This is a genomic window from Cupriavidus pampae, from assembly GCF_914271485.1.
GTDB classification, from domain to species: Bacteria; Pseudomonadota; Gammaproteobacteria; order Burkholderiales; family Burkholderiaceae; genus Cupriavidus; species Cupriavidus pampae.
In genome coordinates, this window is sequence record NZ_CAJZAG010000001.1 from 274,274 (window position 1) to 295,868 (window position 21,595).

The 21,595-nt window shown below is 65.0% G+C and carries 20 protein-coding genes and 1 tRNA gene; 13 read left to right on the top strand and 8 right to left on the bottom strand.

The features are described 5' to 3' along the window. Nucleotides 1-30 precede the first annotated feature (30 nt). From LDO41_RS01350 to LDO41_RS01375, 6 genes are all read left to right on the top strand, one after another. Nucleotides 31-1,191 (top strand): ABC transporter ATP-binding protein, encoded by a 1,161-nt coding sequence (locus tag LDO41_RS01350; RefSeq protein WP_223980888.1) that lies wholly within the window; start codon nucleotides 31-33, stop codon nucleotides 1,189-1,191. A gap of 1 nt (nucleotide 1,192) precedes the next feature. Beyond that, complete coding sequence (locus LDO41_RS01355; RefSeq protein ID WP_223980891.1) at nucleotides 1,193-2,320, top strand: ABC transporter ATP-binding protein; 1,128 nt, start codon at nucleotides 1,193-1,195, stop codon at nucleotides 2,318-2,320. Next, a complete protein-coding gene (locus tag LDO41_RS01360) occupies nucleotides 2,317-3,201 on the top strand; it encodes a carbohydrate ABC transporter permease (RefSeq protein WP_223980894.1) in 885 nt (294 codons plus the stop codon). Before LDO41_RS01355 ends, LDO41_RS01360 begins: the two co-directional genes overlap by 4 nt. Continuing rightward, a complete protein-coding gene (locus LDO41_RS01365; protein WP_223980897.1) occupies nucleotides 3,194-4,021 on the top strand; it encodes a carbohydrate ABC transporter permease in 828 nt (275 codons plus the stop codon). Before LDO41_RS01360 ends, LDO41_RS01365 begins: the two co-directional genes overlap by 8 nt. A gap of 13 nt (nucleotides 4,022-4,034) precedes the next feature. Further along, complete coding sequence (locus tag LDO41_RS01370) at nucleotides 4,035-4,343, top strand: DUF2160 domain-containing protein (RefSeq protein ID WP_223980900.1); 309 nt, start codon at nucleotides 4,035-4,037, stop codon at nucleotides 4,341-4,343. 125 nt (nucleotides 4,344-4,468) lie between these two features. After that, nucleotides 4,469-6,208, top strand: coding sequence for an ABC transporter substrate-binding protein (locus LDO41_RS01375; protein WP_223980902.1), 1,740 nt, complete (start codon nucleotides 4,469-4,471; stop codon nucleotides 6,206-6,208). Nucleotides 6,209-6,247: 39 nt separating this feature from the next. On the opposite strand, the gene LDO41_RS01380 is transcribed toward LDO41_RS01375, so the two are convergent. Next, the gene (locus LDO41_RS01380) at nucleotides 6,248-8,200 is read right to left on the bottom strand and encodes a diguanylate cyclase domain-containing protein (RefSeq protein ID WP_223980904.1); all 1,953 of its coding nucleotides are present in this window, start codon (nucleotides 8,198-8,200) and stop codon (nucleotides 6,248-6,250) included. 331 nt (nucleotides 8,201-8,531) lie between these two features. On the opposite strand from LDO41_RS01380, the gene LDO41_RS01385 reads away from it, so the two are divergent. Beyond that, on the top strand, nucleotides 8,532-9,140 hold the full coding sequence (locus LDO41_RS01385) for a cysteine hydrolase family protein (protein ID WP_223980906.1): 609 nt from the start codon (nucleotides 8,532-8,534) through the stop codon (nucleotides 9,138-9,140). A gap of 87 nt (nucleotides 9,141-9,227) precedes the next feature. Beyond that, nucleotides 9,228-10,244 carry a lipopolysaccharide heptosyltransferase I gene (gene waaC, locus LDO41_RS01390; protein WP_223980908.1) on the top strand — a complete coding sequence of 339 codons (1,017 nt, stop codon included), beginning with the start codon at nucleotides 9,228-9,230 and terminating at the stop codon, nucleotides 10,242-10,244. On the opposite strand, the gene LDO41_RS01395 is transcribed toward waaC, so the two are convergent. From LDO41_RS01395 to LDO41_RS01405, 3 genes are all read right to left on the bottom strand, one after another. Next, nucleotides 10,187-10,864 (bottom strand): hypothetical protein, encoded by a 678-nt coding sequence (locus tag LDO41_RS01395; RefSeq protein WP_223980910.1) that lies wholly within the window; start codon nucleotides 10,862-10,864, stop codon nucleotides 10,187-10,189. The genes waaC and LDO41_RS01395 overlap by 58 nt on opposite strands. A 114-nt stretch (nucleotides 10,865-10,978) precedes the next feature. Further along, nucleotides 10,979-11,608, bottom strand: coding sequence for a flavin reductase family protein (locus LDO41_RS01400; protein ID WP_223980912.1), 630 nt, complete (start codon nucleotides 11,606-11,608; stop codon nucleotides 10,979-10,981). 131 nt (nucleotides 11,609-11,739) lie between these two features. After that, entirely contained in the window at nucleotides 11,740-12,198 is a 459-nt protein-coding gene (locus LDO41_RS01405; RefSeq protein WP_223980914.1) for a hypothetical protein, read from the bottom strand. 465 nt (nucleotides 12,199-12,663) lie between these two features. On the opposite strand from LDO41_RS01405, the gene bluB reads away from it, so the two are divergent. Beyond that, nucleotides 12,664-13,365, top strand: a complete 702-nt coding sequence (bluB, locus tag LDO41_RS01410; protein ID WP_223980916.1) for a 5,6-dimethylbenzimidazole synthase — start codon at nucleotides 12,664-12,666, stop codon at nucleotides 13,363-13,365. 77 nt (nucleotides 13,366-13,442) lie between these two features. Here bluB and LDO41_RS01415 read toward each other — a convergent pair. The 4 genes from LDO41_RS01415 to LDO41_RS01430 all read right to left on the bottom strand — a co-directional run bounded on the left by LDO41_RS01415 (nucleotide 13,443) and on the right by LDO41_RS01430 (nucleotide 15,735). Next, nucleotides 13,443-13,517: transfer RNA gene (locus tag LDO41_RS01415), tRNA-Val, on the bottom strand. Between the two features lie 158 nt (nucleotides 13,518-13,675). Continuing rightward, entirely contained in the window at nucleotides 13,676-14,410 is a 735-nt protein-coding gene (gene dnaQ, locus LDO41_RS01420) for a DNA polymerase III subunit epsilon (protein ID WP_223980919.1), read from the bottom strand. Nucleotides 14,411-14,463: 53 nt separating this feature from the next. Beyond that, nucleotides 14,464-14,901 (bottom strand): ribonuclease HI, encoded by a 438-nt coding sequence (rnhA, locus tag LDO41_RS01425; RefSeq protein WP_223980922.1) that lies wholly within the window; start codon nucleotides 14,899-14,901, stop codon nucleotides 14,464-14,466. Nucleotides 14,902-14,940: 39 nt separating this feature from the next. Next, entirely contained in the window at nucleotides 14,941-15,735 is a 795-nt protein-coding gene (locus LDO41_RS01430; RefSeq protein ID WP_223980925.1) for a class I SAM-dependent methyltransferase, read from the bottom strand. An 11-nt stretch (nucleotides 15,736-15,746) separates the two neighbouring features. Here LDO41_RS01430 and gloB point away from each other — a divergent pair, with 11 nt between their 5' ends. From gloB to LDO41_RS01450, 4 genes are all read left to right on the top strand, one after another. After that, entirely contained in the window at nucleotides 15,747-16,562 is an 816-nt protein-coding gene (gene gloB / locus LDO41_RS01435; RefSeq protein WP_223980928.1) for a hydroxyacylglutathione hydrolase, read from the top strand. 143 nt (nucleotides 16,563-16,705) lie between these two features. After that, nucleotides 16,706-18,382 carry a transglycosylase SLT domain-containing protein gene (locus tag LDO41_RS01440; RefSeq protein WP_223980930.1) on the top strand — a complete coding sequence of 559 codons (1,677 nt, stop codon included), beginning with the start codon at nucleotides 16,706-16,708 and terminating at the stop codon, nucleotides 18,380-18,382. Between the two features lie 140 nt (nucleotides 18,383-18,522). Further along, on the top strand, nucleotides 18,523-19,602 hold the full coding sequence (locus LDO41_RS01445) for a glycerophosphodiester phosphodiesterase family protein (RefSeq protein ID WP_377740840.1): 1,080 nt from the start codon (nucleotides 18,523-18,525) through the stop codon (nucleotides 19,600-19,602). A 97-nt stretch (nucleotides 19,603-19,699) separates the two neighbouring features. After that, nucleotides 19,700-21,592 carry a propionate--CoA ligase gene (locus LDO41_RS01450; RefSeq protein WP_223980932.1) on the top strand — a complete coding sequence of 631 codons (1,893 nt, stop codon included), beginning with the start codon at nucleotides 19,700-19,702 and terminating at the stop codon, nucleotides 21,590-21,592. Nucleotides 21,593-21,595: the final 3 nt, after the last annotated feature.

Here is a 21,595-nt window from a genome sequence, read left to right on the forward strand (position 1 = left end):
AATAAAGCATAAGAAAAAATTGGAGACTGGATGCAGCTAAGCCTGGAAGGCATTGCGCAGCATGTAGGTTCGCAAGCCTATCTCTATCCGATGTCGCTGACGCCGGTACCCGGCGCAGTCACCATCCTGCTGGGCGCGACGCAGGCCGGCAAGACCTCGCTGATGCGCGTGATGGCGGGGCTGGACAAGCCGAGTGCGGGCCGCGTGCTGGTCGATGGCGTGGACGTGACCGGGGTGCCGGTGCGCGAGCGCAATGTCTCGATGGTGTACCAGCAGTTCATCAACTACCCGTCGCTGACGGTGTTCGACAACATCGCCTCGCCGCTGCGGTTGCGCAAGACCGGCCGCGACGACATCGCGCGGCAGGTGCGCGAACTGGCCGCGCGGCTGCATATCGACCATCTGCTGCAGCGCTATCCGGCCGAATTGTCCGGTGGCCAGCAGCAGCGCGTCGCGCTGGCGCGTGCGCTGGCCAAGAATGCGCCGCTGATGCTGCTGGACGAGCCGCTGGTCAACCTCGACTACAAGCTGCGCGAGGAACTGCGCGAGGAACTCGCGCAACTGTTCGCGCATGGCGACGCCACCGTGATCTATGCCACCACCGAGCCGGCCGAAGCACTGCTGCTCGGCGGCTACACCGCGGTGCTCGATGCCGGCGAACTGCTGCAGTACGGGCCCACGCCGCAGGTATTCCACTATCCGGACTCGCTGCGCGTGGCGCGCGCGTTCAGCGATCCACCGATGAATCTGATCGCGGGCACGTTCACGGCCGGCCGCGTCACCTTGCCGGGTGGGATCGCGGTGGCGGTGCCCGACGTCGGCACCTACGAAGGTGATGTGACGGTGGGCATCCGTGCCGCCGCGCTGCGGCTCAAGCCGGGGGGTATCGAGGGGGGCGACGGCAGTGTCGAGTTGCCGGGACGCGTGGCGCTGGCCGAACTGTCGGGCTCCGACACGTTCGTGCACGTGGACACGCCGGCCGGCAATCTCGTGGCCCAGTTCGCGGGCGTGCTCGACTTCGCGCTCGGCGCGCAGTTGTCGCTATACCTCGACCCCGCGCACCTCTATCTGTTCGATGCCGCCGGCGCGCGCATTCACGCGCCGCGCCGTCCGGGCGCGCTCGCCGACGTGGTCAGTACGCCGATCCTCAGTACGCCGAACAACACGTCACCTCACGTTTCCGGAGTCTGACATGACGCGCATCGATCTCGACCTCGCGCATGCCTACGTACCGGACCCGCAGCGCGACGAGGACTACGCGCTGCTACCGCTGCGTTTCACGTTCGAGGACGGCGGCGCCTATGCGCTACTGGGACCATCCGGTTGCGGCAAGACCACGCTGCTGAATTGCGTATCAGGGCTGCTGCGGCCGTCGCAGGGCACCATCCATTTCGATGGCAAGGACGTTACGGCGGCGTCGCCGCAGGCCCGCAATATCGCACAGGTGTTTCAGTTCCCGGTCATCTACGACACCATGACCGTCGGCGAGAACCTCGCGTTCCCGCTGCGCAACCGCGGCGTGCCCGCCGCGCAGGTAAAGGAGCGCGTGGGCCGCGTCGCGGAAATGCTGGACCTGTCGTCGTCGCTCGACCGCCGCGCGAGCGGGCTGGCCGCCGATGCCAAGCAGAAGATTTCACTGGGTCGCGGCCTGGTGCGGCAGGACGTGTCCGCGATTCTGTTCGACGAACCGCTGACCGTGATCGACCCGCATCTGAAATGGCAGCTGCGGCGCAAGCTCAAGGAGATTCATCACGAGTTCCGGCTCACGCTGATCTATGTCACGCACGATCAGACCGAGGCGCTGACGTTCGCGGATCAGGTGGTGGTGATGTCGCGCGGCAAGGCGGTGCAGGTCGGCTCGGCGGAGGCACTGTTCGAGAAACCCGCGCATACGTTCGTCGGGCACTTTATCGGCTCGCCGGGCATGAACTTCCTGTCGGCCGCATGGCGCGATGGCGCGATCGAAGTGGAGGGTGACGCGAGCGGGCGTCGCTACACGCCGCCGCTCGCACCGCATATCGCGGCCGCGCTGCAGGCCGCGGGCACGTTCCGCATTGGCGTGCGGCCGGAATACCTGAGCCTGTCGGGCGAGGGCGATCCGCTCGCGATGCCGGTGCGCGTGGCGCGCGCGCAGGATATCGGCACGTACTGGCTGGTCACAGCCACCGTGGCGGGTGCCATGGCAAACACGGGCGAGGGCGCCACGCTACGCGCCCGCCTGGGTACCGAAGCCGCGGCGCTGAACGCCGGCGATGCCGCCTGGCTTGCAGTGTTCAACCGTCATACCTGCTACTACGTCAACGAGGAGCTGGTGCAATGAAGCCCGTCAACCAGAAGGCCTGGCTGCTGGTTCTGCCCGTGGTGATCTGCGTGGCGTTCTCGGCCATCCTGCCGCTGATGACCATCGTCAACTACTCGGTGCAGGACATCATCTCGCCCGAGCGCCGCGTGTTCGTCGGTACCGAATGGTTTGCCACCGTGCTGCGCGACGTCGAGTTGCACGATGCGCTGCTGCGTCAGCTCGGCTTCTCGCTGGCGGTGCTGGCGGTGGAAATTCCGCTCGGTATCCTGCTGGCGCTGTCGATGCCGGCCAAAGGCTGGCGCGCGTCGGCCACGCTCGTGATCATCGCGCTGTCGCTGCTGATTCCGTGGAACGTGGTGGGCACGATCTGGCAGATCTTTGGCCGTACCGATATCGGCCTGCTGGGCGCGTCGCTCGCGGGCATGGGCTTTGACTACAACTACACGGGCAGTGCCATCGATGCCTGGGTGACCGTGCTCGTGATGGATGTCTGGCACTGGACGCCGCTGGTCGCGCTGCTGTGCTACGCAGGGTTGCGCGCGATTCCCGATGCGTACTACCAGGCCGCGCAGATCGACGGCGCCTCGCGCTTCGCGGTGTTCCGCTTTATCCAGTTGCCCAAGCTGCGTGGCGTGCTGATGATCGCCGTGCTGCTGCGCTTTATGGACAGCTTCATGATCTACACCGAGCCGTTCGTGCTGACCGGCGGCGGACCCGGCAACGCCACCACGTTCCTGTCGCAGTATCTGACGCAGAAGGCCGTGGGGCAGTTCGACCTGGGCCCGGCGGCGGCGTTCTCGATCGTGTATTTCCTGATCATCCTGCTGACCTGCTTCGTGCTCTATAACTGGATGCAGCGCGCCGGCACCGCCGGCAGCGAGGAGGTGCCCCATGGCTGAGAAACTACCGGGACAACGCGCCGGGGCCTGGCGTCCGGTGTTCCTCACGATCTACCTGTTGTTCGCCATCGTGCCCATCTACTGGATGGTCAACATGTCGTTCAAGACCAACGAGGAGATCGTGTCCACGCTGTCGCTGTGGCCCGCGACGTTCACGCTCGAGCACTACGTGACCATCTTCACCGATGCGTCGTGGTACTCGGGCTATATCAACTCGATGATCTACGTCGCGCTGAACACGATCATCTCGATCTCGGTCGCGTTACCGGCCGCGTATGCGTTCTCGCGCTACCAGTTCATCGGCGACAAGCATGTGTTCTTCTGGTTGCTGACCAACCGCATGACGCCGCCTGCCGTGTTCCTGCTGCCGTTCTTCCAGCTCTACACGACCATGGGGCTGATGGACACGCACCTCGGCGTGGCACTGGCGCATCTGGTGTTCAACGTACCGCTGGCGGTATGGATTCTGGAAGGCTTTATGTCGGGCGTGCCGCGCGAGATCGACGAGACCGCCTATGTGGACGGCTATTCGTTTCCTCGCTTCTTCCTGACGATCTTCCTGCCGCTGATCAAGGCCGGCGTGGGTGTGGCAGCGTTCTTCTGTTTTATGTTCAGCTGGGTGGAGCTGCTGCTCGCGCGTACGCTGACGTCCGTGAACGCCAAGCCGATCGTGGCGACGATGACGCGCACGGTGTCGGCTTCGGGGATGGACTGGGGTGTGCTGGCCGCGGCCGGTGTGCTGACCATCGTGCCGGGCGGCATCGTGATCTGGTTCGTGCGGCACTACATCGCGAAGGGCTTCGCGATGGGCCGGGTCTGAGGGAGGGCGATCTATGCTGAGCTGGATGGTATGGACCACCCCGGTGGCCGTGTTCTTTGCAAGCGTGGTGATCATGCTGATCGGCATGACGATCTGGGAAATGCGCTCCCCCACGGTGTTGCGCAAGGGCTTTCTGCCGATTGCGACCACGCGCGGCGACCGGTTGTTTATCGGGCTGATGTGCGCGGCGTGGATCAACCTCGCGTGGGTGGGACTGGGCGAGAAGATGCAGACCTGGTTCTCGCTTGCCGAGGCGCCGTCGGTGTGGGTCAGCGCGGGTATCTCGCTGCTGGTGTTGCTGTTGATCATGCGCAAGGGTTAAGACTCCTGCGTGGGTTATGTGTGTTGCAGTTGCCATATTAAAAATGGGCTGTGCCGCCTGTCCCTTCCCCGGGGGCGCCATCCCAGAAACAGAAATCGGGGAAGGGGGTTCCTGAGGAGACATTGATGAAACAGCACGTAAAGTTGGGGATGTCGGCCCTGGCATTTGCGGCCGCGCTAGCATGCGGGCACGCATGGGCCGGTGAAGCCGAAGCGAAGAAGTGGGTGGACAACGAGTTCCAGCCATCGTCGCTGAGCAAGGACAAGCAGCTTGCCGAGATGAAATGGTTCATCGACACCGCGGCCAAGCTCAAGGCCAAGGGCGTCACGCAGATCAGCGTGGTGTCGGAAACCATCACGACGCATGAATACGAGTCCAAGACGCTGGCCAAGGCGTTCGAGGAAATCACCGGCATCAAGGTCAGTCACGACCTGATCCAGGAAGGCGACGTCGTCGAGAAGCTGCAGACGTCGATGCAGTCCGGCAAGTCGATCTACGACGGCTGGATTTCCGACTCGGACCTGATCGGTACGCACTATCGCTACGGCGCGATCCTGCCGCTGTCCGACTACATGGCCGGTGCCGGCAAGGAGTTCACGAACCCGGATATCGACCTGAAGGACTTCATCGGCACCAAGTTCACCACGGCGCCCGATGGCAAGCTCTATCAGCTGCCGGACCAGCAGTTCGCCAACCTGTACTGGTTCCGCGCGGACTGGTTCGCGCGGAAGGATCTGCAGGACAAGTTCAAGGCCAAGTACGGCTATGACCTCGGCGTGCCCACCAACTGGTCCGCGTACGAGGACATCGCCAACTTCTTCTCGAACGACGTGAAGGAGCTCGACGGCAAGAAGGTCTATGGCCACATGGACTACGGCAAGAAGGACCCGTCGCTGGGCTGGCGCTTTACCGATGCATGGCTGTCGATGGCGGGTACCGCGGACAAGGGCCTGCCGAACGGCATGCCGGTGGACGAGTGGGGCATTCGCGTGGGCACGGACAAGTGCACGCCGGAAGGCGCCTCGGTTTCGCGTGGCGGCGCCACCAACAGCCCGGCCGCGGTCTATGCGCTGACCAAGTACATCGACTGGATGAAGAAGTACGCACCGCCGCAGGCGATGGGCATGACCTTCTCCGAAGCCGGTCCGGTGCCCGCGCAGGGGCAGGTGGCGCAGCAGATCTTCTGGTACACGGCCTTCACGGCTGACATGACCAAGAAGGGCCTGCCGGTGGTCAACGCGGATGGCTCGCCCAAGTGGCGCATGGCACCGTCGCCGTATGGCCCGTACTGGAAGCAGGGCATGCAGAACGGCTATCAGGACGTGGGCTCGTGGACGTTCTTCAAGAACACCGATCCGAACCGCCTGGCTGCCGCATGGCTCTATGCGCAGTTCGTGACGGCCAAGACCGTGTCGCTGAAGAAGTCGCTGACCGGCCTGACGTTTATTCGCGATAGCGACATCAACAACGAGTACCTGACCAAGAACGCGGCCAAGTACGGTGGCCTGATCGAGTTCTACCGCAGCCCGGCGCGCGTGGCCTGGACGCCGACCGGCACCAACGTGCCCGACTATCCGAAGCTCGCGCAACTGTGGTGGAAGAACGTGGCCACCGCGGTGACCGGCGAAAAGACGCCGCAGGCCGCAATGGACACGCTTGCCGAAGAGATGGATCAGGTGATGGCCCGCCTGCAGCGCGCCGGCATGAGCCAGTGCGCGCCGAAGCTCAACCCGAAGAGCGATCCGTCGAAGTGGCTGTCTTCGGACCACGCACCGTGGAAGAAGCTCGACAACGAAAAGCCGAAGGGCGAAACCATCGCGTACGACAAGCTGCTGCAAGCCTGGAAGGAAGGCCGCGTACGGTAGTGGCTTAGCAGGTGAGCCCTCTCCCCTCGGGGAGAGGGCTCAAACCGTAAATGTTGCCGGCGCGGTCGGCGAAGCATGCCGCGCCTTGCCGCAACGCTTGGCCTCGTAAAGCGCCATATCCGCCCGCATAAACAGCTCGCTGATCGAACTCCCGCCATGCGGCTGGTGCAGCGCGCTACCCACACTGGCCGTCGCCACAAACGGCTGATCGCCGATCACCAGCGGGCGCAGCGCCGCCTGCACCACCGTGCGCGCGAGCCGGTCCACCGTGCCTGGATGGCCAACATTCTCGAGAATGATCGCGAACTCGTCGCCGCCAATGCGCGCGACCGCATCGCCCTTGCGCACGCAATGGCTGAGTCGTTCCGCAAACGCCACCAGCAGCCGATCGCCGATCGCATGCCCATGCGTGTCGTTGACGGCCTTGAAGTCATCGAGATCCACCAGCAGCAATGCCGCGCGTTGCCCATTTGCATCCGCCCGCGCCATCACGTCGGCCAGCCGGCGATCGAAACCCTTGCGGTTGAGCAGTCCAGTCAAATGGTCCGACAGCGTCTGCGCCTCCAGCTGCCGTAACCGCGCGCGCTCATCGGTGACATTGCGCGCGAACATATGCAGCCCGGTCAGGGCATCGCGTGCCTCGTTCCATGCGGGTTGATAGGTGACCTCGAACCACGCGCCGTCCGCGCATTCACGCGTGACAGTCACCGCTTCACCGGCACGCGCCTGCGCGAGGAACGGCTCGTTGGCCACATATTCGCTGGTGCCCCACAACTCGCGCACCGTGAGTCCCACGATCTGGGCAGGTGCCAGCCCGAAGTGGTTTGCATAGGCCTGATTGACATAGGCAAACCGTTCCGACGCATCGATGAATGACACATAGTCGGGCACATGGTTGGCAATCGCCTCCATGCGCTTCTCGCTGGCGTCGGCGCGATCCTTGGCGGCTTCGAGCGCACGCTCGCGCTCGGATAGCTGATGCATGACCTCAGAGAACGCGGTAGCCAGCTCGCCGATCTCGTCCTCGCTGTCATGCTGGAGTTCGGCCACGGCCGTGGGGCGCGTGGCGAGCTGACGCACCGTGCGATGCAGGTGCTCCAGCGGCGCGAGGATATGCCGGATCAACAGCCACATCAGCGCGCCCGCGACCAGCAGCGACATGACGCCAGCAATCACCGCGCGCTGACGAATCTCGATCAACGGCGAAAACGCTTCCTGCGCCGGGAGCACCGCCACCACCTGCCAGCCATTGGCCTCGAGCGCATGCCGCGCGACGATGGGTTGCTTTGGCGCGAACCACTCCCATGCGGACTTGGGTTGCTCGGCCCCGCAGGACTCGCCCTCGGCGCGCGCGGGTTGCAGTACCGTGCCGGCCACCGGATGCAATGCGTAGCGCGGATTGGAAGGGGCCGAGACCAGGCAGTAGTAACCGGTCACGCCCACGCGGCTGCGCGAGAGCTCGCGCAGGAAGTTGTGCCCGTTGAGGTTCAGGACGCCCGCGACCACGGCGCGCAATTCGCCCTTGGGGCCATGAAGCGGCACCGCCAGAATCACGCCCGGTGAGTTGGAATAACGGCCCTGGATCAGATCCGAGACGACAAACGGGGCACCCCTGAGAATGGCGCGGAAATATTCACGTTCGCTGACGTTGGCTTTGTAGCCCTCGGGCACGGCAGTGCTGAACGCAAGCGTGCCGTCGGGCCAGGCCATGAGTACTGCGTTGAAGCTCTCGGGCATGTCCACGGCGCCCGTGGCGAGACGGCGCAACTCCGTTGCCGGCCGCGCGAGGGCCGGCTCGAGCTGTTTCGCCAGCCGGCGCAGTACGACCTCGCGCGACTCGAGCTTTTCATCGAGTTGCTCGGCGACCATCTTGACACGCGTATCCTGCTGGTCCTGAAGCAGACCTTTGAGGCTTTCGTACGCGTAGTACTGCGAGAACCCTGCGCTGACCACAAGGACCAGCGTGGCCACGAGCGCAGTCGCAAGAGCCATCCGGTACTTCAGAGAGTGCCGCATGTTTATGTTCTTTTTCATGCGCGCTCAGGCCTCAGGTATGGCAAGCCTTGCGCGCACTGACCCGTTCTTTTGGTGCCAGGGCTTTTGTGCTGCAACCCGCCCGTTTCTTGGCACTGGTTGGCAGCGTAGCAGATGTGCACCCGCGTAAACGCGGACTAATCCAAATGGATGTGTCCGATCGCACGCTAAGTGCATGGTGCGATACCGAGGTTTTGGCGTCTGTCCGATGGTTGCCTACCATCGTGTGGGGCATCGTCCCTCGAAGTGAATTACCATCCATATTTCCCAGAAGAGGAACCGGTTCCAAATGTCCACTCCATCCGCTCCATTCACCTTGCTCGACGCTGCGGGCGCGAGCCGCAAGCCTTCCGCCTGGCAGGACGCCGTGCTGGTGGTCGTCGATCACCAGCAGGAGTACGTCGATGGCCGCCTGCCGCTGGTCGGTATGCCGTCGGCCGTCGCGGCCTGCGCCGAGCTGCTCGCGTTGGCGCGCGCGCATGGCACGCCCGTCGTGCATGTGGTTCACCACGGCAAGGCCGGTGGCGCGTTCGATCCTGCAACGCGATTTGCCAGCCTGATCGAGGGCCTCGAGGCGCGCGACGACGAGACGACCGTGGTCAAGCACCTGCCCAACAGCTTCGCGGGTACAGAACTCGCCGCCAAGCTGGAGGCGCTGGGCCGCAAGGAGCTGATCGTCGCGGGCTTCCAGACGCATATGTGCATAAGCGCCACGGTACGGTCCGCGCTCGATCACGGCTATCGCTGCACGCTGGTGGCGGCGGCCTGCGCCACGCGCGATCTGCCCGATCCGCTCGGTGGCGAGCCGTTGCCCGCCGCGGAACTGCATCGCGTGACGCTGGCCGCGCTGCATGACCGCTTTGCCACGGTGGTGGCGGACGCTTCGGTCTGGCGTTGAGCGACGACGAGTGTGAGGCTGGGGCTGCCGGCTCAGGCATACTAGCGGCTTCGCAAATTTGACCGGCCCCGGCCGCGGCTCCTCCGCATGAAGCGCATTCTCGTCATCAAGATCACCTCGCTGGGCGATATGGTCCACACGCTGCCGCTGATCTCCGATCTGCGCCGCGCATATCCCGAAGCGAAGATCGACTGGGTCGCGGATGCCTCGTGCGCGGACATTCCGAGCTGGGCCGTCGGTGTCGATCGCGTGATCTCGCCGCCGTTGCGCGGCTTCAAGAAGCAGCGCAGCCTGCGTAATCTCGGCGGCATTCTCAAGGCCGTGCGTGCGTTGCGGCGCGAGAAATACGATGCCGTGGTCGATGTCCACGGCGTTATGAAGAGCGCGATCGTGGCGCGGCTGGCGCGGTCGCCACGCCGCTATGGCTATGGCGCCGAGTTCCTCGGCGAACCGCAGGCCGTGTTTGCCTATACCGATATCTTCGGGCCGCATGGCGACGCCACCTGTCGGCACAAGATGCGTATGGTCGTCGCCAACGCGCTTGGCTACGAGATCGAACCGCGCGAGCACAACGCGCTGCGCGTGCCGGCGCCGGCCACTCCGCTTAACGCCGATGGCGTGCCGCGCTGCATGTTGTTCCACGCGACGTCCGCCGAGATCAAGAAATGGCCGCAGGCCAGCTGGATCCGCGTGGGGCAGGAGCTTGCGCGTCGCGGCTATCGCATCCAGCTGCCCTGGGGTTCCGACAAGGAGCGCGCGGAGTCCGAGGCACTGGCCGCCGAGATTCCTGGCGCTGAGGTGCTGCCGAAGATGACCATCACCGAAGTCGCGCAACGTGTGGACGCCTCGGCGCTCGTGGTCGGCATGGACACTGGCTTCGTGCATCTGGCCGATGCGCTCGGCAAGCCGTCGGTGATGTTGTTCACAGCCACCGATGCGAAGCACTTCGGTATTCATACGCCGGGGCAGTCGCTCTCGATCGGCGATCGTGGCGCGCCGCCGACGGTCGAGGACGTGCTCGCCGCGGTCGACCATGTCACCGCGCCTCAGGTGGCCGGGTCTGTGGGGGCCGCGGGGTCCAACAAGGCGCAGTCCCCGGCGTAATGCCAGTATTCGAAGCGCAGCACCGTCAGGCCATCCGCGCTCGTTACCACATCCAGCACATGCGGCACCTGCCGCAACCACATCAGCGATGAATAGCGTGCCACACCGGCCAGTCCGGCCGGTGGCGGCAGCCGCTCGCCATGACGCAACGCGAGCCGCAGGATATGCACGGGCACGAAGTGCACACGGTCTTGCATACGGGCGAGCGCGGGTTCGGTGTAGAACAGTGGTTCCTGCGATAGCGCCATAAAGTGCTGACGCAGTGTGCCCACGGCGTCGGGCGGGACCGGCGCGCCGCTGCCGATCACATCGAGCGGTGTCATGCCGCGCACGCGCGAGGTCCAGAGCCCGCCGACCACCAGCACGGCATCGCGCATGTCGGGCTCGGGCAAGAACGCATGACAGGCCCATACCGCGATGACGTCGCCGTCGAGGTTCATCAACTGCCCGCGCCGCGCATGGGCGCGCAGGTAGCCGATCACACAGCCGAGCTCGTCGTCGTAGACGGGCAGGGCGTCGCACGGCAGTCGCCGCGGCCGCACCTCGAAGATGCCGGCCGCCGCGGGATAGCGCCCGGTCCACGGTAGCGCCTGCGCGCAGGCTGCATCGATCGCCCACATCCGGTAAGCACTCCATGGCCTTGAAAAGACCTTACGCTATACCGGTGCGGCCGCGTTGCCGATCGCTATCGCCTGAATTCGCTCCGCTTGTTGCGTGTGGCGATCTCGTGTGCATTAACGAGGTCGAATCATCTCGAACTTGTCGCCGGTCTGCGCATACTCGGCGCGATAACCGGCGCGCATGATTGGCTGCGCGAGGAACGTGTCGAACAGGCCGTCCTTGAGGAACTCGTCGCGGATATGCACGCCAACCACCTGGCCCAGCACCAGCCAGTTGGACATCGCTTCTCCGTCGATGTTGGTCAGGCGAATCACCTGCATGACCTTGCACTCGAGCGCCGCCGGGGACTCCGCCACATGCGGCACGTTGACACTATGGCCCGCAACCGGCGTGAGGCCCGCGAGCGTAAATTCGTCGACATCGCTCGGCACGGTGGCCGAGGTGGCATTCATCTTTTCCGCCAGCGACAGGCTGGCCATGTTCCACACGAACTCGCCGGTGGCTTCGACATTGCGGACCGTATCCTTGTAGCCCTCGCTCGAAAAGCCAATGACCGGCGGATTGCCCGCGAACGCACCGAAGAAGCTGTACGGCGCAAGATTGAAGCGGCCTTCCGCATCGCGACTGGAAATCCAGCCAATCATGCGCGGCGCCACGATGGCCTTGAACGGATCATGCGCCAGACGATGACCCTCTTCGGGCCGGTAGAAGTGCACGCCGGCGGCGCGCGTGGAATCGGTCATGGAAATCTGCCCGTGGGTCGAGAAAGTCATTAGTCTCGCACGGCTCGCCGACGCCCGCCCAAAAGCAAAGGCCCCCGGATTTCCGAGGGCCTGCTTAACACGATGAACGATCTAAACAATCGCATAGGGGTTTAGCCTCCGCCAAGGATTTGCTCGATGGTCTGTCTCAACAGATGGGTTGGGCCCGTGACGAGGACCCACGCAATGCCGGTCACGCCGGCGGTCAGTAGCACGGTCACCAGATTGGCGACGATGCTTTCGACGACGCGATGCCGGAAACTTCGCCCTCGTGCCGAGGCTGCTTTCCAACGTTGCCCGTTTGGTTGTGCGGTCTCGGCGATCTGCAGGAAAGCCTCGAGCATGCCGACAGCCTGCTTGCGATACTGTTCGATCTGAGATGGCATGCCGGAGAACGCGGCGAAGCGCTCTGCAATCTCCCGATCCGTGGGCTCAGCGCCATCGTGCGTCGCCCGGAATGCCTGGATCCATTCCAGCTTCTGCCGCTTGTAGAGCGTATAGGCCACCATGCCCACGACGTCGTCATCGGCGTCGACGAGGCGTGGAAAAACCGGGCTGTATTGTCGTGGCATGGAAGCGGGTGGCCCTGTGCTTTCACTCGGGCGTCCTTGCATTCCGCATCCTCTCGTCGTGGAGGCGCACCGCGAGCTTGAACATCCGTCGCGCCTCTTCGAATGTCAGCTTGATACTCCGCGCTCGCGCCGCGACCTCGGGTGGGCAGGAGTCCAGGTACGCTTCCACTTTGCCGCGGCGAATAACATCGCAGGCAAGCAGGACACGTTCACGGTAGGTTGGGTTCTCTCTCATTTGGTTTGCTCCACTATCCATCGAGCCGCCCCATGCAACTCGCCACCGAGTCTACCAATCGCTCTCCCTCCCTTCTCTCGTATCTCTACGAATCTTCACCGCTCCATTTGCCTGGTTTGCGTGCGAGCGGTGCTTGACGGCTTCACGGTCGCGGTCGACACTCACGGCATTTCGGGGCGGCGGCTGGCGTGGATGCCGAGTCGAAGCTGCACGCTACGTAGGAGAAGGGGTTGTCATCTGAAGCAGGAACGCCGGGCGGTGAGCGCAGCGGCAGCGATGGGAAAGAGCGGGCCCACGAGGTCGGCGACGCGGAGCGAGCCGCGCTCTATCGGGTCATCGCGTTGCGGCGCGACTGCCGTCACTTCACGCCCGGTCCGCCATTGCCCGACACGCAGCTCGAGCGGTTGCTGCATGCGGCCAACCAGGCGCCCTCGGTTGGCCTGATGCAACCATGGCGCTTCATGCGGCTGAGCACCCCCGCATGGCGCGAGCGTCTGCTGCCACTGGTGGACGCGGAGCGCCTCGCTACCGCTCAGGCACTGGGAGAGCGCGAAGCCGAGTTCCTGCGCATCAAGGTGGAAGGCATCCGCGATTGCGCGGAGCTGCTCGCCATCGTATTGCCCCCCGACGACGGCACCGTGTTCGGCCGCCGCACCATGCCGCAGGACATGGCGCTCGCGTCCGCCGCCTGCGCCGTCCAGAACCTGTGGCTGGCGGCACGTGCGGAGAACCTCGGACTCGGTTGGGTATCGATGTTCGACCCACAGGCGCTGGCCCGCATGCTGCAGCTACCTGAAGGCGCTCGGCCGCTCGGATTGCTGTGCCTCGGACCGGTGCCGGCGTTCTACGATGCGCCGATGCTCGAAGAGCTCGGCTGGCGCCACCGTCGTCCGTTGCGGGAGATGCTGTGGGAGCCGACGCAGCACGCCTGAGGCGCGTGCGTATGTCGGCGCAGCATCGGCGCAGAAACAAAAAAGCCAGCGCGAGGCTGGCTTTTTGGCATTGAATTTGGTGGGCGGTGCAGGGTTTGAACCTGCGACCCCTGCCGTGTGAAGGCAGTGCTCTACCACTGAGCTAACCGCCCAATCGGGTTGCTGCGAAGTTGTTTTCAACCTGCAGACTTCCGCTTGGGTTTCCCCCTCTGGGTTTCCCCGGGTCTGTCGCTGCGCGCTGTGCGTGCTGCGAAGAAACGAGATTATGCAGATCTGACAGTATCTTGTAAAGCCCTTTTGCCAACTTTTTTCACTGCACCGTAGTGGGGGCGGGCAGTTCTCCGGCGACGTCTTTCCACACCGTCTTGCCCCCGCTGGCCTTGTCCAGTTCCTTGAGCACCGTCGCGTGCGCCGACAGTTCGTCATCGGTGGCGAGGAGCACCGGCAGCGTCAGCACCGACAGATCGGCGCTGGCGGCCGCCACGCCAGTCCCCGTGCTCGTGTCGATCATGTCGATGACCAGCGAGTTCTGGCCGCGCGTCATGGCCAGGTACACCTCGGCCAGCAGTTCGGCATCGAGCAACGCGCCGTGCAGCGTGCGGTGCGCATTGCTCACGCCCAGGCGGTCGCACAGGGCATCGAGCGAGTTGCGCTTGCCCGGGAACATCTGGCGCGCCTCGCGCAGCGTGTCGATGACGCCGCCGATGCCTTCGCGGAACGAGGTCAGTCCGGCCAGCTTGAACTCCATCTCCAGAAAGCCCATGTCGAACGCGGCGTTGTGGATGATCAGCTCGGCGCCCTGCACGAACTCGCGGATGTCGTGCGCGACCTCGGCGAACTTCGGCTTGTCGGCCAGGAACTCGAGCGTGATGCCGTGCACGGCGATCGCGTCCTCGTGGATATCGCGTTCCGGATGGACGTAATAGTGCAGGTGACGGCCCGTCAGGCGCCGGTTGACCATTTCGACGCAGCCGATTTCGATCAGGCGGTCGCCGGCGTTGGCATTGAGGCCGGTGGTTTCGGTATCGAGGATGATCTGTCGCATGGGCGGGATTCTAACGGATGGCCGGCGCGCGGATGGAGCGAACGCCGTTCAATTCAGCTACCGATCGAGGCCACGCCACGGTTGGCCAGCGCGTCGGCACGCTCGTTCCCCGGGTGGCCGTTGTGGCCACGTACCCAGTGCCAGCTGATCTGGTGCGGCTGCACGAGCTCGTCGAGCTGCTGCCACAGATCCGCGTTCTTGACCGGCTTCTTGTCGGCGGTCAGCCAGCCGCGCGCTTTCCAGCCGCGGATCCATTCGCTGATGCCTTTCTGCACGTACTGGGAATCCGTATAGACCTTGACCACGCACGGCCGCTTGAGCGCGCGCAGCGCCTCGATGACGGCGGTCAGCTCCATGCGGTTGTTGGTGGTCGGGGTTTCGCCGCCAAACAGTTCTTTTTCGCTGTCGCCGGCAACCAGCACCGCGCCCCAGCCGCCGGGGCCGGGGTTGCCCTTGCAGGCGCCATCTGAATAGATCGTGACTTCTTGCATGAATTCCTGAATGAGCTCGAATGAGGCGGGACGCCGGCGTCAGCGATCCTCGCCGGGCGTCTTGCCATGGGTGCCGGTGGGCGTGGCCACTGGGGCGGAAACGGGGGCCAGCGCGGGCTTGGAGGTCTTCCAGCTCGGGCCGACCAGGCGGATATTGCGCACGCGCTTGACGGCTGAGATCATGTAGACCGAGCCGAAGATCGGCCACCAGCGGTCGCCGGCCTTCTCGAGGAACGCCATGCGCTGGAGCCAGCGGTCGGTCCGATAGGGCGGACAATAACAGCCAAAGCGGCCGCGGATGATATCGAAGCCGAGCAGCTTGAGCCAGTCCTTGATGCGCACGAAACCGGTGGTCTGCGCGTCGCTCGGCAGGAACGGCGAGGCGCCGAGCCGGTTCAGCCCCTGCCGCGCGCCCCACAGGCTCATCGGGTTGAAGCAGGTAAGCACGATGCGGCCCTCGGGCATCAGCACACGCGATACCTCGCGCAGCACTTCGTGCGGATCTTCCGAAAACTCGAGAATGTGCGGCAGCGTCACCAGATCGATGCTCTGCGTCTCGAACGGCAATTCGTCAAAGCGGCACAATAGCTGGCGCGTGTCGGTATGGCCCGCGCGCGGGCCGTGTGGGCCGGCGCGGCCGTCGAGCGCCAGCGCGGAGAACGGCATGCGGTTCTCGCGCAGGGTATCGATCGCCGGCAGGCCCATCTGGACCGCGTGGTAGCCAAAGATGTCCACCACGGTCCGGTCATACTGCCGGCTTTCCCAGTCGAGCATGTATTGCCCGGGAGGTGAGGCCAGCCAATCTTCCCAATTTATAATCGGACGGTTGGACATAAGGAGCACACATGTTGAAGGTGGAGCCGATCCCCGCATTCCAGGACAACTATATCTGGGCAATCCACGACGGGCATAGCGTTGCCATTGTGGACCCAGGTGAAGCCGCGCCCGTCGAACGCTTTCTGGCGGATCGCGGGCTGGCTCTGGGCGCTATTGTAATCACCCATCACCATGGAGATCACCAGGGCGGGGTCGCGGACCTGCTCGCGGCGCATCCAAACGACCCCGCTGGCGCCCCGATGCCCGTGGTCGGGCCGGGCGGCGAACGCATCGGCGGCCGCACGCAGGCCGTGCGGGAAGGCGACACCGTGGCGCTGCGGCATCCGGCGCTGGCGCTGCGCGTGCTCGATGTGCCTGGGCATACCGCCGGCCACGTGGCCTACATTGGGGATGTGGACGGTCCCGCCCTGTTTTGCGGCGACACCATGTTCGCGAGCGGCTGCGGGCGCCTGTTCGAGGGGACTCCGGCCCAGATGTTGGACTCGCTGGACAAATTTGCGGCGCTGCACGGCGACACCCGCGTGTATTGCGCGCACGAATACACAACCAGCAATGTGAAGTTCGCGCGTGCCGTGGAGCCGGGCAATGCCGCGCTGGCCGCGTGGTCGGCGCGTGTGGACGCGCTGCGCGAGGCCGGCCAGCCCACAGTGCCGACGACGGTGGCGCACGAGCGCGCGGTCAATCCGTTCCTGCGCTCGCGGGAGCCGTCCGTGCGGCAGGCCGTGCAGGCGCAGGGCGGCAAGGCTGGCCAGATTGGTGCAGGGGAGGCAGATGACGCGGCCGCCTTCGGCGCGCTGCGGGCCTGGAAGGACAACTTCCGCTAAGCCCTCGCGGAGGGCGTTGGAATGAGGCGCTTGCGGGCGGGGCGCCTCGATGCAATCAAGCCGACGGGGAAAATCTCATTGACGCGTCCCCGTCATTTCCATAGCATCATGCAAACTTTTTGGCGTCACTTTCCGAGAACTTAATGAAATTTGGTCGACTTCTGGCGGTTTTTGCATGTGCCGCGCTGTTAGCAGCCTGCGCCAGCACACCGACCCCGCCCACCGGCGCCTCTGCCGGCGCCTCGACCGCCCTGGTGGACAGCAGCAAGAAGGATCCGCTCAATACGCTCAACAGCACCGGCAACGCGGGCAGCCTGTCGAGCACCACTGTGATCAATGTCGATGAGGTCAGCGTGGACTGGATGCGCGGCCCCTCGACCGATATCTGGGACCGTATCCGTCGCGGCTTTGCGATGCAGGACCTCGAAGGCACCCTGGTCGATGACCGCACGCAGTGGTACGCGGTGCGTCCCGAGTATATGGAGCGCATGGTTGGCCGGTCGAGCCGGTACCTCTATCACATCGTCGAGGAGCTCGAGCGGCGCAAGATGCCGACCGAGCTCGCGCTGCTGCCGTTTGTCGAGAGCGCGTTCAATCCGCAGGCGGAGTCCACGGCCAAGGCGGCCGGCATGTGGCAGTTCATCCCGAGCACGGGCAAGAGCTATAACCTCAAGCAGAACATGTTCCGCGACGAGCGGCGCGACGTGCTGGCGTCCACCGACGCGGCACTCGACTACCTCGGGCGGCTCTACGACATGTTCGGCGACTGGCATCTGGCGCTGGCGGCGTACAACTGGGGCGAGGGCGCGGTGTCGCGCGCGATCGCGCGCAATCAGGCGCGTGGCCTGCCCACGGACTACGCCAGCCTGACCATGCCGAACGAGACGCGCTACTACGTGCCGAAGCTGCAGGCGGTGAAGAACATCATCGCCAATCCGGCGGCCTATGGTGTGCGGCTACCCGATATTCCGAATCATCCGTACTTCGTCACCGTCACCACGTCGCGCGATATCGACGTGGCGCTCGCGGCCAAGCTCGCGAACATGCCGCTCGACGAATTCAAGGCGCTCAACCCGTCGTTCAACAAGCCGGTGATCCTCGGCGCGGCGAACCCGCAGATCCTGCTGCCGTTCGATAACGCCGAGCGCTTTCAATTCAACCTCAACACGTATCGCGGCGGGCTCTCGAGCTGGACCGCGGTAACCGTGGACAGCCGCGAGCGCGTGGAATCGCTGGCGGCGCGCCTGAATATCGATGCCGACACGTTGCGCGAGATCAATCGCATCCCCAAGGGCATGCGGCTGAAGGCCGGCTCTACGGTGATGATTCCGCGGACCGGGCCGCACGATCAGGACATCAGTGCCTCACTGGCGGAAACGGCGATGCTCGTGGTGGAGCCCGATGTGCCCGACGCGCAGCGCATCGTCGTCAAGGCCGGGCGCCGCGATACCGTGGCCAGCGTCGCGCGCCGGTATAACGTGTCGGTGCGTCAGGTGCAGGGGTGGAACAAGCTGTCCGGCAGCAAGCTCGTGTCCGGCCAGAGCCTCGTGCTGATGGTGCGTCCGTCGGTGGCCGCGCGGGCCGCGGCCGAGCCGGAACCGCAGCAACGCGTGGATGCCCCGGTGGCCAGGGGACGTGCCACGCGCGTGACGCGCGAGGTGCAGGCCCATGGCAAGGCCAAAGCCGAGCCGGTGCGTCGCGCCGTCGCGGAGCCGGCGTCGCGCAAATCGGCCGCGCCTGCCAAGGCAGCGCCGGCGCGGGCGACAACGCCAGCCAAGCCCGCGGCGAAAGCCAGCGCGCCCAAGCGCGGCACGCACTGAGGCGTTTTTATTTGAGGGAAGTACCACGGAACGCGCGCCGCACTTGATTAGGATCAATCAAGTGCGACGCGCCGCTTCGACATCGGGCACTCACACATGCGGATGTCGCTCTGACGATCACTTCGTCCACAGGAGTCGACATGTCGCGCAGGCGTTTCACGTTGTTGTTGCTGACGTCCACCTCGGTCACCATGGCCGCGTCGTGTGCCCCCACAGTAGTCCTGCCACCCGGTATGGCGGCGAACCCCGCCGCGATCGGTGGGACGCCTCCCGCAGCGGTCACGGACAAGGTTGCGACCCGCCCTGTCGTGGCGAAACCCACAACGTCACCGCCGCCGTTTCCACAACTCGTCGCGCATCGTGGCGGCACGAAGGACAAGCCCGAGAACACTCTCGTCGCCATCGAGAGCGCCCTGGCCAATCATGCCGACATGATCTGGCTAACCGTGCAGCTGAGCGCGGATGGCGTGCCGGTGCTGTATCGCCCGACGGATCTGGCGAGCCTGACCGATGGCAAGGGACCGGTGGCGGGCATGACCTTCGCGCGGTTGCAGTCGCTCAACGCTGGCTGGACCTTCACCGACTCCGCTGCCGGGCAGCCGGCCGTGTATCCCTATCGCGCGCACCCCGTGCGCATGCCGTCGCTGCGTCAGGCGTTGCATCACATCCCCGCGACCGTGCCGGTGGTGCTGGACATGAAGGCGCTGCCCGCTGAAGCGCAGGCCGAGGCCGTGGCGAAGGTGCTGCAGGAGGAGGGCGCGTGGGGCCGCGTGCTGATCTACTCGACGGAAGCCGCCTATCAGCGCGCCTTCTCGCAGTACCCGAAGGCGCGGGTGTTCGAGTCGCGCGACGCCACGCGCAAGCGGTTGGTCGATGTCTCGCTGGGTGGTCGTTGCGATGCGCCCGGTAATGGCACGTGGGCCGGCTTCGAGTTGCGGCGCAACGTGATCGTCAGTGAAACCTTCACGCTGGGGAAGGCCGAGACGCCCGCGGTCGCGGCGCTCTGGAACCCGCGCTCGGTGGCGTGCTACCGCTCGCGCAATGCGGTGAACCTGGTTGCCTTCGGGGTAAACGACGAGGCCGCTTATTGTGAGGCAATGCGCCTCGGGCTCGATGCAGTCATGGTAGATTCTCCAGCACGAATGAGCGCGATACGCGCCAGACTCCAGGCGTCGCCGGCACCTTGTGCGCCGACGATGCCGAGCGCCCCAGACAAGTAAGCCTGCCGGTTCGTCACGCGTGGTCATCTCATGCGCTGATGGGCAAGTGCGGGCACGTGCGGGCAACACAGTAGGCCACGCAGGAGGAGACCATATCATGACGTCAAGCCATGCCATGCACGCGCGTTCGCTCGCCGACCCGCAGGGGTTCTGGGCCGAACAGGCCGCGCGCATCGACTGGGAAACGCCGTTCGAGCGCGTGCTCGACGACAGCCACGCGCCGTTTGCGCGCTGGTTCGTTGGCGGCCGCACCAATATCTGCCACAACGCGATCGATCGTCATTTGCCGACGCGCGCGCAGTCCCGCGCGCTGGTTTATGTATCGACTGAAACCGGCGAGGAGCGCATCTACACGTACGCGCAGCTCCACGACGAGGTGGTGCGCATGGCCGCCATCCTGCAATCGCTCGGGGTGGAGAAGGGCGATCGCGTGTTGATCTATATGCCGATGATTCCCGAAGCGCTGTTCGCGATGCTCGCGTGCACGCGCATCGGCGCGATCCATTCGGTGGTGTTCGGTGGGTTTGCCTCGGTCAGCCTGGCCGCGCGCATCGACGACGCTCGCCCGCGCGTGATCGTCAGCGCGGACGCCGGCTCGCGTGCCGGCAAGGTGGTGCCGTACAAGCCGCTGCTGGACGAGGCGATTCGTCTGGCATCGCACCAGCCCGAGAAGGTTCTGCTGGTCGATCGCCAGCTCTCCGACATGCCACGCGACGCCGGGCGCGACGAGGACTACGCGGCATGGCGCGAGCGCGTGGCGGGTGCCGAGGTGCCGTGCGTGTGGCTCGAGTCGAACGAGCCGTCGTACGTGCTGTACACGTCTGGCACCACGGGCAAGCCCAAGGGTGTGCAGCGCGATACCGGCGGCTATGCGGTGGCGTTGGCCACATCGATCGAATACATCTTCTGCGGCAAGCCCGGCGACACGATGTTCACCGCATCGGACATCGGCTGGGTGGTGGGCCACAGCTATATCGTCTACGCGCCGTTGCTGGCCGGCATGAGCACCGTGATGTACGAGGGCACGCCGGTGCGGCCCGATGGCGGCATTCTGTGGAAGCTCGTGGAACAGTATGGTGTCAACATGCTGTTCACCGCGCCTACCGCGATCCGCGTGCTCAAGAAGCAAGATCCGGCGTTGCTCAGGCGGCATGATCTGTCGAGCCTGCGGTTGCTGTTTCTGGCCGGTGAACCGCTCGACGAGCCTACCGCGCGTTGGATTCAGGACGGTATTGGCAAGCCCGTGGTGGACAACTACTGGCAGACCGAGTCCGGATGGCCGATTATCGCGATTCAGCGCGGTGTGGAGGCGTTGCCCGCCAAGCTCGGTTCGCCCGGTGTGCCTGCGTACGGCTATGACCTGCGCATCGTCGATGAGGTGACTGGCGAGGAATGTCCGCCGGGGCAGAAGGGTGTCGTTGCGATCGACTATCCGTTGCCGCCGGGGTGCATGAGCACGCTATGGGGCGATGACGACCGCTTCGTGCGTACCTATTGGACGGCGGTGCCAAATCGTCGTAGCTATTCGACGTTCGATTGGGGCGTGCGCGACGAGGATGGCTACGTCTTTATCCTCGGGCGGACCGACGACGTGATCAACGTGGCCGGGCACCGGCTCGGCACGCGCGAAATCGAGGAGAGCCTGTCCTCGCATAACGGCGTGGCCGAGGTGGCGGTGGTCGGCGTGCAGGATGCGCTCAAGGGGCAGGTGGCGATGGGCTTCTGCATCGCCCGCGACGCCGCGCGCACGGCCACGCCGGCGGACCGCGTCGCGCTCGAGGGCGAACTGATGAAGACCGTGGACCAGCAACTAGGCGCCGTGGCGCGCCCGGCACGGGTCTACTTCGTCAACGTGCTACCGAAAACGCGATCGGGCAAGCTGCTGCGCCGTGCCATCCAGGCCGTCGCCGAGGGCCGCGACCCGGGCGATCTCACGACGATCGAGGACCCGACGGCGCTGGAGCAGATCAAGGCGGCGATGGCGGAGTAACCA